Source organism: Sphingobium sp. AP50 (genome assembly GCF_900109095.1).
In the GTDB taxonomy this organism is placed as follows: domain Bacteria; phylum Pseudomonadota; class Alphaproteobacteria; order Sphingomonadales; family Sphingomonadaceae; genus Sphingobium.
Genome location: NZ_FNYZ01000005.1, coordinates 238,724 through 249,039, shown reverse-complemented (window position 1 = coordinate 249,039; position 10,316 = coordinate 238,724). Strand labels below are relative to the sequence as shown.

The window sequence follows — 10,316 nt, the reverse complement described above, 5'->3', positions numbered from 1 at the left end:
GTGCAGGCGCTGGAGGATGCGGGGGCGAAGGTGGTGGCCTATGACCCCGAGGGCATGGAAGTGGCCGCGCCGATGATGCCGGGCGTGACCATGGTAAAGGATGCCTATGAAGCGGCGGCTGGCGCGGACGTGCTGGTGCTGGTGACGGAATGGGATATTTTCCGGGCGCTGGACCTCAAGCGCCTGGCCGCATCGATGGTGCAGCCGGTGCTGGTCGACCTGCGCAATATCTATCCCGTCGCCGAAGCGACCGAGGCGGGCTTTGCCATCACACGCGTCGGGCAGAAGGGGTGATCGTCGCGCGATGAAATCCGCGATCATCACGGGTATTACCGGGCAGGACGGCGCCTATCTGGCCGAATTTCTGCTGGATAAGGGCTATCAGGTCTATGGCGCTTATCGCCGTACCAGTTCGGTCAATTTCTGGCGGATCGAGGAATTGGGGATCACCGATCATCCCAATCTTCATCTGGTCGAACATGATCTGACTGATCTGTCGGCGTCGATCCGCCTGTTGCAGAAGACCGGCGCGCGCGAGGTGTATAATCTCGCCGCGCAGAGCTTCGTTGGCGTGTCCTTCGATCAGCCGATCACGACGGGATCGATTACCGGGCTGGGCGCGGTCAACCTGCTGGAAGCGATCCGCATCGTCGATCCGACGATCCGCTTCTATCAGGCCAGCACGTCGGAAATGTTCGGCAAAGTGCAGGCCGTGCCGCAGAATGAGGGGACGCCCTTCTATCCGCGCAGCCCCTATGGCGTGGCCAAGCTCTATGCCCATTGGAGCACGGTCAATTATCGCGAGAGCTTTGGCATTTTCGGGTGCAGCGGCATCCTGTTCAACCATGAAAGCCCGCTGCGTGGCCGCGAGTTCGTGACGCGCAAGATCACCGATTGCGTGGCGAAGATTGCGCTGGGGCAGATGGATTGCCTGTCGCTGGGCAATATCGATGCCGCGCGCGACTGGGGCTTTGCTCGCGAATATGTCGACGGCATGTGGCGCATGTTGCAGGCGGACGAGGCGGAGACCTATGTCCTGGCGACCGGGCGGACGGAAACGGTGCGGACCTTCCTGACCTTCGCTTTCCGTGCGGCCGGGTTCGAGATCGAATTTGCCGGTGAGGGCGAGGCCGAGACGGCGATCGACCGCAAGACGGGCAAGACGCTCATGCGGATCGATCCGCGTTTCTATCGCCCGGCCGAAGTCGAGCTGTTGATCGGCGACGCGGCCAGCGCGCGCGACAAGCTGGGCTGGACCCCGCAGACATCGCTGGAAGGGCTGTGCGAGATGATGGTCGAGGCGGACCTGCGCCGCAACCAGGCCGGGTTCAGCTTCTAGGCCCATGGCCCGGTCAAAAACCCTCATCACCGGCGGCGGCGGCTTTACCGGGCGGCATCTGGCGGCCTTGCTGGCGGCGCGAGGCCATGAGGTGCATGCGCTCGTCCATGCATCGGAGGCGGGGCCGATTCCGTATTTCGACGCGGTCCACGCGGGCAATCTGGTTGATCGTGCGAGCGTGGAACAGATTGTTCAGGCGGTTCAGCCGGATCATGTCGTGCATCTGGCGGCCATTTCCTTCGTCGCGCATGGCGATGTGTCGGAAATCTATGCCGCCAATGTGGTTGGTACGCGCCTGCTGCTGGGGGCGCTGGCGCAGTTGCCGGTGCCGCCCCGATCGATACTGGTGGCGAGCAGCGCCAATATCCATGGCAATCAGGGCGGCTGCCTGACCGAGGATAGCGCCATTGCGCCGGCCAATGACTATGGGGTCAGCAAGGCGGCGACGGAGATGGTCTGCCGCCTGTTCGCCGACCGCCTGCCGATCATCGTCGTGCGGCCGTTCAACTATACAGGTCTGGGGCAGTCGGCCCATTTCCTGATTCCCAAGATCGTGGATCATGTGCGCCGACGCGCGGAGCGGATCGAACTGGGCAATATCGATGTCGCGCGGGACTTTTCCGACGTGCGCATGGTGGTCGACGCCTATGCGCGGTTGATCGAGGCGCCGACGGCCGTTGGGGGTATTTTCCAGCTCTGTTCCGGGAAGGCGGTGACACTGGGCGAGGTGCTGGAGATGGTGCAATCGCTGGCGGGACACCGGATGGACGTGGCGATCAATCCCGATTTCGTGCGCGCCAATGAGGTTGCGACCCTCTATGGCGATCCAGCGCGGATCGAGGCGGCTATCGGCCCGCTGGCGCATGTGCCGCTGGTCGATACGCTGCGGTGGATGCTGGACGGATGATCTGTTGCGGCGGCCCGTTGGGGCGCCGGTGAATATTGGGCTTGCAACTGGCCAGCCCCTATAGTGGATAGGCAGAGCGGTTCCGCCCGAAAGCGGTGGACGCAAAGATATTGGAAGATCGGATGACGAGATTGACGGATCTAATGAAGGTGCGCGCGCGGTCTGGGCGGCATGCCCTGTTGGCGCTGGCGATCCTGACGTCGGCTTGCACGTCCGTAGGGCCGGGCAAGAAGCAGGTTTTGAAGGTCGCTGACAGCAGCACCGAGATACAGGGCATTCAGATCATCGATCTGAATGCGCAGGGCGGCCAACTGCCGGCGATGCAGCCCAAGCCCGGCTTTGCCGACTTGTTCGGCGGTGTGGCGCCGATGGGGCAGATCGTGGGTATTGGCGACGTGTTGCAGATCACCATCTGGGAAGCGCCGCCAGCCGTGTTGTTCGGCGCGACGCAAATGCCGACATCTGCGGAAACCAGCCGTGGCACTGGCTTGCCCGATTATCTGGTCGGCCCTTCGGGTGCGATCACTATCCCATTTGCCGGAACGATTCCGGTAGTGGGACGGACCTTGACCGACATCGAGCGTGATATAACCGGTCGACTGCGGTTGAAGGCGCATCTGCCGCAGGTCAATGTGCGGATGTCGCAGAATATGACGTCGACGGTGTCAGTGGTTGGCGACGTTAATAACAGTACGCGCATTCCGTTGACGCCCAAGGGCGAGACCGTTCTGGATGCGATCGCGGCAGGTGGTGGTACCAAGGAAGCGGCCACGCGCATGACCATCCAGCTCAGCCGTGGCGGCAAGGTCGAGATGATGCCGTTGCAGGCGATCATCGGCGATCCGCGCCAGAATGTCGTGCTGAAGGCGGGCGATGTCGTGACTGCGCTGTACCAGCCCTACAGCTTCACGGCGTTGGGTGCGACGGGCGCCAATCGTGAAATCCAGTTCGAGGCGACCGGCATCACGCTGGCGCAGGCGCTGGGTCGCGTCAGCGGTCTTCAGGATGGGCGAGCCGATCCCAAGGGGATGTTCCTGTTCCGCTGGGAAGATCCGGCGCGCGTCGGCAATAGCGCAGGCGTAGGTCATCGGGCCGATGGGCGTGTTCCTGTGATCTATCGTATCAACATGCGCGATCCCGCGACCTATTTCGCGATGCAGAATTTCCAGATTCAGGATCACGACGTGATGTATGTGTCGAACAGCCCGGTCGCGGACTTCCAGCGCTTCGTGAACATATTGGTGGGTGTTGTTCTGCCTGCCGTGACGATCGAGAATGCGCTGAGCAACTGATCGTTGTGAAGCGTCTCTGACAGGACGGCCGTCATGCCCAAGCTCGCTGCGCGCGCTGTCGAAAAGACATGGGGCCGGGAGGATATCCCGGCCCATTTTGGCGTGCCTGCCGGACGGATTGGCGAGATATGGTTCGAAGGCGGGGAGAGACTGCCGCTGCTCGCCAAATATATCTTCACCAGCGAATCTCTATCGATACAGGTGCATCCCGATGACCGGCTGGCGCAGGCGGCCGGCCTGAGCGGCGGCAAGGAAGAAGCCTGGTATATATTGGACTGTGCGCCCGATGCTCGGCTGGGGCTGGGGCTTCGCGAACCGATGTCGGCCGAGGATTTCCGGGCGGCCGCAGCCGGTGGATCATTGGAAGACATGATCGACTGGAAGCCGGTGCAGCCGGGCGACTGCTATTTCGTGCCGGCGGGGACCGTCCATGCCATTGGCGGGGGCATCACGCTGGTCGAGATACAGCAGAATGTCGATGTGACCTATCGACTGTTCGATTATGGGCGGCCGCGCGAACTGCATCTGGATCAGGGCATCGCCGCCAGCCGACTGGAGCCCTATCGGCGACCGTCAGTCCATGCACCGCTCGGTGAGGCGCAAATGCTGCTGGATGGGCGTGATTCGCCCTTTACTATGGAACTTGCCGCCTGGGCCGCAGGCGAGAGATTATGCCTTGATGATGGAGCGGTCTGGTTCGTGCCGCTGCGCGGTGCGGGCAGGGTGAATGAGGCACTATGGCAGCCGGGCGACGTTTGGCTGATCGATCGGGGCGATGAAGTCGTTGTCGACCGGGCGGCTGCGGGATTGCTGGCCCGCCCGGTCTGACTGCGGATCAGAGCATCAGGCGCCAGCGGTCGACGATGTGAATGCGGCTGGCATTCGCCTTATATTCGTCGGATCGCATGATCGCCTTGGTGACTTTCTTCTTGCTCGCGCCATTGCGCAGCGAGAGGACATAATGGTCGAGGCCTGAAGGATCGGCGGGACGGCCGAGGAAATTCTTGTAGAGCGACTGGACGAAGATTTCGTCGGGTAGTGCGAAGAGTACCGCCAGCGATACCTGACGCACCTGTCCTTCGGGCTGGAAGGCGATATCGTCCTTGTCTTTCAGCCGATGCGCCAGCTTGAGCGCATCGCTGCTTTCGATCCGGCGCAGGAGGCGTTCCATCAGGGCAGGATCGTCGAACAGCGTTTCGGCAAAGGCCCAGAAGCCCGACGCCCAGTCGTTCCAGTCGGCTGCGTCGCGATCGTCAGCGGAGGACCGGCCGAACTGTGCTGCCTGCGTCACCAGTGCGGGCAGATCCTGATCGTCGCTGAACAGGAAGACGCCGTCGGTCGCATGATAGCTTTCCAGGATTTCGCGGACCGGGGCGATGTCACGCACCACCACCGGCTTGCCCCGCGACAGGGCGTGGACGAGGCCGAGGCCGAAGCCTTCATAATGGGATGGCAGCACGATCACGCTGGCATTGGCGAACAGCGCATCCATTTCCGCTTCGGGCACGGCGCCGGATGCGGCGAAGGTGAGATTGCCATCCTTGCTCGCGACCCCGCCCATAGCGACGATCGGCATGTTGGGCAGGGCGGCTGCCAGCAACTGGCCGACGGCTTCGGATGCCTTGTGCTTGAAGTGATTGCCCATCACCAGCACATGGTCGCTGCCGCCCGATGCGCCATGGCCGACTTCGCGATAGGCGGACAGCCGGGTGGGCAGCAGCCGGGTGTAAGCGTTGGTGCGGAAATGGCGGGCGAAACGGTTGCGGAACGTCTGGCCGGAAAATTCGCTGATGAAGAAGACGCCATCCGCATTTTCCGCGACATGGCGCCACATCGGTTCGATATCGTCCTGACCGCGCAGATTGCTGCAATCCAGCGCGATCACGTCCAGCATGCCATAGATATTGATGGGTGCCAGATATTCCATCAGGTTGACGATGTGCAGGTCGAACGGTTGGCCGAAGAAGATCGACAGCGCATAATCGGGCCGGATCTTTTCCTCGATCCGGATCGACTTGAAGTCGGCGAAACCATGGAATTCGGCGACGCCGGGCTTGCAGATGGCGTGGATGTCGAAATCGCGCGGCGGGTTCGCCTCCAGCCAGCGGATGACGTTGACGATCAGTTCGTTGGTGCCGTTATGATGGGTGCCCATGGTCAGCAGGTTGAGCGCGACCTTGCGGCGTCCTTGCGGCGTTGGCAGCAGCGATTTAAGCTGTGTTTCGGCGCGATAGTCGACCGTGCCCTCATAGGCGCGCACCAGCGGCAGGAATTCCGGGTGCCGCTCCATCATCTTGGTCAGATTGCCTTCCTGCTGACTGCGCAGGTCCATATCCTTGAGCAGGAAGGAGGCAGAGCCGGCATGATAGGCATAGGCATGATTGGCCATGGCGGCGCGATAGCCGAGTTTGCCCGCGCGCATGACGAGGTCATTTTCCTCCTCATAACCAACGCCGAATTCCTCATCGAGTGGATCGAAATTGCGCAGGATATGGTCGGCGATCAGCATGTAGAAGCCGACGGCCGTGGGAGCGAGCGTATAGCGGGGCAGGTGATGGCGCAGCATCTGCCAGGCGCGATGGCAGGTTTCCGGCGGCGAATCCGCGTCGCACAGCGGATTGGGCATTTGCGGGAAGGTGGACAACGCCGCATTGTTGGAGCGCGGGCAGACGAAGGCGATCTGCTGGTCGGCGTGGAGCACGGCCACCATTTCCGCGAGCGTGCCCGGGTAGGTCAGCGTGTCGCTGTTGACCAGCAGGGCGCCGGCGCCGCGCTGGCGGGCGAGGGCCAGCCCCTTGTTGACGCTGCGGACGAAGCCCAGATTTTCCTTGTTGCGCAGGATGAGGCCGATCGACCGCACCGCTTCGCTGGAGGCCAGATAGCGTTCGACATCCTCATCATCGGGCGAATCGTTGATGACGATCAGCCGGGGTGCGCAGTCGCTGATTTCCGCCAGGTGGGGCGCCAGCGAACGGATGCAGTCACGGACCATCGCGGCGTTGCGATAGACCGGGATGATGATGTCGAGCTTCATGGGGTGTCCGCAATAGAGGCCGGCCGCGCATCCGTGGGGGATGCGCGGCCGGGAAAGGTCAACGAGCGATCTTGGCGCGCTCGACCAGCGGCCGCCACCAGTCTTCGTTCGACAGATACCAGTTCAGTGTTTCGGCAAAACCCTGCGGGAAATCGCGGGCAGGCTCATAGCCCAGTTCCGAGCGGATCTTGGTTTCATCGATCGCATAACGGCGGTCATGGCCCTTGCGATCCTCGACATAGGTCATGAGGTCGGTGCTGTTGCCACCCTTTGCTGCCGGCGCATCGGGGAAGATGCGCGCCAGTTCGGGATTGGCGGCGAAGGCGGCATCGACGCCACGGCAGATTTCCTTCACCACTTCGATGTTAGGCAGTTCCTGCCCGCCGCCGACATTATAGGTTTCACCGATCCGGCCCTTGCGCAGGATCAATTCGATGCCGACGCAATGATCCTCGACATGCAGCCAGTCGCGCACATTCATGCCGTCGCCATAGATGGGCAGGTTGCGCCCCGACAGCGCGTTGAGCGTGAAGAGCGGGATGAGCTTTTCGGGAAACTGATAGGGACCGTAATTGTTCGAGCAATTGCTGGTCGTCGTTTCCAAGCCATAGGTGTGGTGATAAGCGCGCACCAGATGGTCCGACCCGGCCTTTGACGCCGAGTAAGGCGAATTGGGCGCATAGGGCGTGGTTTCGCTGAAGGCGGGATCTTCGGGCTCCAGCGTGCCATAGACTTCGTCGGTCGACACATGGTGGAAGCGGTGCGGCTTACCGCTGCCCTTGTCCAGCCAGGCGCTCTTGGCGGCCTTGAGCAGGCTGTGCGTGCCCACGACATTGGTGGTGACGAAGGCGTCGGGGCCGGTGATCGACCGGTCGACATGGCTTTCCGCAGCGAAGTGAACGACCGTATCGACATCATGATCGGCGATCAGCTTCGACACCAGATCGGTGTCGCAAATATCGCCTTCGACCAGCGTGACGTCGGCCACATCCGAAATATTGGCCGGGTTGCCGGCATAGGTCAGCAGGTCGAGGACGACGATGCCGTCATTGGGCGAAACCTTGCGCCAGTGGCGGACGAAATTGGCGCCAATGAAACCCGCGCCGCCCGTGACAATCAAATTGGCCATATAGTCCTCTATTTACCCGGTTGAGACGCGCCACATGGTCGCACGACCATGGGCTTGGATTTTGACTTCTATTCTGTGCTGCCCCCTCGTGGGGCGTAGCGTAGCGGCAACCGACCTGTTTTGGCAATCAGGCTGATCGTGACAGTTTCCGTTTGACGTGAAGTTGTGACGGCGACTGGCGCGACCGGCCGGATATATTTCTGATGGTCAATTCTGCCAGCCGGTCCACAGGTTTCGAACATTGAATGAAAAGAGGGAATTTTGTTCACTCTGGTCCGTTCCATATCGGGCCGCATCCATTGCGGACCTAGACAGGGTGTAGGTGCAGCGCAATCACGCTTTCTGTAAATCGTCCCCTTATTCCCGCATCATGCCGCCAATTTCCTGTCGGAAAAGGTCATGGCTGGAGGAAGGCATCCTTTGTCCTGAGCGCAGAACGATCCCGTCGGGAAGAAAGCGGCTGTACTGCACCGATTTTGTTCCTTGAGGAATAGGGCAGGCAGCTACGCGAATATTATCGAAGCCACTATATGCGGTCAGTTGATATCGAGCGTTAGCAGGCCGACTCCCAATTCGCGTTCGTCCTCGTTAAGACCCGTTGATGCAGGGGAAACAGCTGCATCAACCTTCATATGCAGGGCGATATCGCCCTCGCCGATGCAGGCCGGTGGCAGACGCAATTTGATGCCGTGCGGGTCGGGGCGCAGCGAGTGCGAATCCAGGAAATAGCCATTGGCGATGAAATCGACAGTCGGTCGTTGGGCGTCGGGCGCGGCAAAGCCCTGAACGGTGAGGGTCAATTCGATATAGCCCCCACGATAATCGTCCAGTGCAAACCGCAGTGCGTGGCGATCACCGCAGCCCCATATTCCCCAAGTTTCGGGATAAGACCAGCCGCCTGCCAAAAAGTCGGCGCCTTCTCCGCTCAGGCTGAAGTGGATCGGCCAATTGCGCTCGATAATAGGGAAGCCTGTTTCAGACCAGCGACGACCTTCAACCGCTCCATCTGGTTTCTGCTGGCGGCGGCGGGCATGGACTTCGTTCAGCACCATTTCCGCGAGATGATGGGTGCGCTCCACCTGACTGATGCAATCGCGCATCTGGACTTCCAAATTATTCAGACGCTGGTCGAGGCGGGCAAGCGCGGCCATGATAGCTGCGCCGTCGATATCGGGTTCGGACATAAGCGGTTCCATATCGTGCGATGCGCGCCGTGCAAAGCTGTCGTCGGGGGAAAGAATGGGCAGGGGGGCAACGCTCAATCGCGTGCCGGGTTCAGATAAATTGTTTCGCTCGCCAATCTTTCTGCTTCTGCCCGGCTGTGCGTGACATAGAGGATCGGCAGACCTAGCTGGTCGCGCATGCGCTCGATCGCGGTCATGATCTCTTCGCGACGGGCCTCATCGAGCGAGGAAAGCGGTTCGTCCATCAGCAGAAAGGCAGGGTCCGACAGCAGGGCGCGGCCGATCGCAATCCGCTTCGCTTCGCCGCCGGACAGGGTGGCAGGCAGGCGGCGAAGCAAATGCCCGATGCCCAGAAAGCCCAGGCGTTCGTCCAGATCTGCGTCGTCCGCATTGCGCCGACCGTAGAGAAGATTTGAGCGGACGCGCATGTGGGGAAAGAGGCGCATGTCCTGAAAGACATAGCCGGTCTGGCGCCGGGCGGCAGGCAGGTCGATGCCGGTTGCGCTGTCGAACAGGATATGGCCGCCGACCACGATATGGCCGGCATCGGGGCGTAGCAGGCCGGCGATCATGTTGAGCAGGCTGGTCTTGCCCGCCCCCGATGGACCGACAAGGGCGATCAGGCCGCCGCCGGTGCGGATTTGCAGGGCGATGTCGTGGTCGCCGATCCGGCGGCGGACGTCGATATCAAAGGACATGGACGACCCGTCCATGGGTGAAGCGGCGGGCCAGCAGTTCCGACAGAAGCAACGCCGCGAGAGACAGAAGGACGGAAATAATCGCGAAGCGACTGACCATGGCTTCGCCGCCGGGCACCTGCAACGCCGCGTAGATGGCGATCGGCAGCGTGCGGGTTTCGCCGGGGATGTCGGACACGAAGGTAATAGTGGCGCCGAATTCGCCGATCGACCGGGCGAAGCCGAGCATCGTGCCCGCCAGGACGCCGGGCAGGGCGAGCGGCAGCGATATCGTCCAGAACAGGCGCCAGGGCGATGCGCCAAGCGTGCGCGCGGCATCCTCCAGCCGTCGATCGATCGCTTCTATCGACAGACGCATTGCACGGACCATCAGCGGCATCGCCATGATCGCGGCGGCCAGTGCTGCGCCGGTCCAGCGGAACAGCAAGGTGATGCCGAACCAGTCCGCCAGCCAGCGGCCGATCGGCCCGTTGGCGCCGCAAAGGATGAGGAGCAGCCAGCCAGTCACGACCGGGGGTACCACCAGCGGCAGATAGACCAATGCTTCCACCAGCAGGCGTCCCGGAAAGCGGCGTCGTGCCAGTAGCCAGGACAGGCCGAAGGCGATCGGCAACATCGCGCCGACAGCGACCAGGCTGACCTGGAGCGACAGGATCAGGACGGCCCATTCGTCCGGCGTGGGAAGCCAGTTCATACGCAGCGGAAAGGGCAAGAAGAAGGGCGGTGAAGCGGC

The 10,316-nt window shown here is 61.8% G+C and carries 10 protein-coding genes; 5 read left to right on the top strand and 5 right to left on the bottom strand.

The genetic code is table 11. The features are described 5' to 3' along the window. From BMY84_RS11895 to BMY84_RS11875, 5 genes are all read left to right on the top strand, one after another. Window positions 1-294, top strand: a 294-nt coding sequence (locus tag BMY84_RS11895) for a UDP binding domain-containing protein (protein WP_305825960.1), incomplete at its 5' end; no start/stop codon positions are given. A 10-nt stretch (window positions 295-304) separates the two neighbouring features. Then, window positions 305-1,339, top strand: coding sequence for a GDP-mannose 4,6-dehydratase (gene gmd, locus BMY84_RS11890; protein WP_093084047.1), 1,035 nt, complete (start codon window positions 305-307; stop codon window positions 1,337-1,339). A gap of 4 nt (window positions 1,340-1,343) precedes the next feature. Beyond that, complete coding sequence (locus tag BMY84_RS11885) at window positions 1,344-2,246, top strand: GDP-mannose 4,6-dehydratase (protein WP_093084045.1); 903 nt, start codon at window positions 1,344-1,346, stop codon at window positions 2,244-2,246. 122 nt (window positions 2,247-2,368) lie between these two features. Continuing rightward, the gene (locus BMY84_RS11880; protein ID WP_093084096.1) at window positions 2,369-3,538 is read left to right on the top strand and encodes a polysaccharide biosynthesis/export family protein; all 1,170 of its coding nucleotides are present in this window, start codon (window positions 2,369-2,371) and stop codon (window positions 3,536-3,538) included. A gap of 33 nt (window positions 3,539-3,571) precedes the next feature. Continuing rightward, window positions 3,572-4,366: a class I mannose-6-phosphate isomerase gene (locus BMY84_RS11875; protein ID WP_093084043.1), complete on the top strand. Its 795-nt coding sequence runs from the start codon at window positions 3,572-3,574 to the stop codon at window positions 4,364-4,366. Between the two features lie 7 nt (window positions 4,367-4,373). Here the strand turns inward: BMY84_RS11875 and BMY84_RS11870 are convergent, their stop codons facing one another. The 5 genes from BMY84_RS11870 to modB form a co-directional block, all read right to left on the bottom strand. Further along, window positions 4,374-6,572 carry a DUF4214 domain-containing protein gene (locus BMY84_RS11870; protein WP_093084042.1) on the bottom strand — a complete coding sequence of 733 codons (2,199 nt, stop codon included), beginning with the start codon at window positions 6,570-6,572 and terminating at the stop codon, window positions 4,374-4,376. Window positions 6,573-6,630: 58 nt separating this feature from the next. After that, window positions 6,631-7,701, bottom strand: a complete 1,071-nt coding sequence (gene rfbB, locus BMY84_RS11865) for a dTDP-glucose 4,6-dehydratase (protein WP_093084040.1) — start codon at window positions 7,699-7,701, stop codon at window positions 6,631-6,633. 536 nt (window positions 7,702-8,237) lie between these two features. Continuing rightward, window positions 8,238-8,885, bottom strand: a complete 648-nt coding sequence (locus tag BMY84_RS11860) for a hypothetical protein (protein WP_143075030.1) — start codon at window positions 8,883-8,885, stop codon at window positions 8,238-8,240. Between the two features lie 74 nt (window positions 8,886-8,959). Next, window positions 8,960-9,583, bottom strand: coding sequence for an ATP-binding cassette domain-containing protein (locus tag BMY84_RS11855; RefSeq protein ID WP_093084037.1), 624 nt, complete (start codon window positions 9,581-9,583; stop codon window positions 8,960-8,962). Beyond that, complete coding sequence (gene modB / locus BMY84_RS11850; RefSeq protein WP_093084094.1) at window positions 9,573-10,277, bottom strand: molybdate ABC transporter permease subunit; 705 nt, start codon at window positions 10,275-10,277, stop codon at window positions 9,573-9,575. The genes BMY84_RS11855 and modB overlap by 11 nt, the downstream gene beginning before the upstream one ends. Window positions 10,278-10,316 lie beyond the last annotated feature (39 nt).

Excerpts from the sequence above, each read along its gene's own strand:
- gmd (WP_093084047.1), top strand. The coding sequence starts at position 305 with ATGAAATCCGCGATCATCACGGGTATTACCGGGCAGGACGGCGCCTAT.
- modB (WP_093084094.1), bottom strand. The coding sequence starts at position 10,277 with ATGAACTGGCTTCCCACGCCGGACGAATGGGCCGTCCTGATCCTGTCG.
- rfbB (WP_093084040.1), bottom strand. The coding sequence starts at position 7,701 with ATGGCCAATTTGATTGTCACGGGCGGCGCGGGTTTCATTGGCGCCAAT.
- BMY84_RS11870 (WP_093084042.1), bottom strand. The coding sequence starts at position 6,572 with ATGAAGCTCGACATCATCATCCCGGTCTATCGCAACGCCGCGATGGTC.
- BMY84_RS11875 (WP_093084043.1), top strand. The coding sequence starts at position 3,572 with ATGCCCAAGCTCGCTGCGCGCGCTGTCGAAAAGACATGGGGCCGGGAG.
- BMY84_RS11880 (WP_093084096.1), top strand. The coding sequence starts at position 2,369 with ATGACGAGATTGACGGATCTAATGAAGGTGCGCGCGCGGTCTGGGCGG.
- BMY84_RS11860 (WP_143075030.1), bottom strand. The coding sequence starts at position 8,885 with ATGTCCGAACCCGATATCGACGGCGCAGCTATCATGGCCGCGCTTGCC.
- BMY84_RS11855 (WP_093084037.1), bottom strand. The coding sequence starts at position 9,583 with ATGTCCTTTGATATCGACGTCCGCCGCCGGATCGGCGACCACGACATC.
- BMY84_RS11885 (WP_093084045.1), top strand. The coding sequence starts at position 1,344 with ATGGCCCGGTCAAAAACCCTCATCACCGGCGGCGGCGGCTTTACCGGG.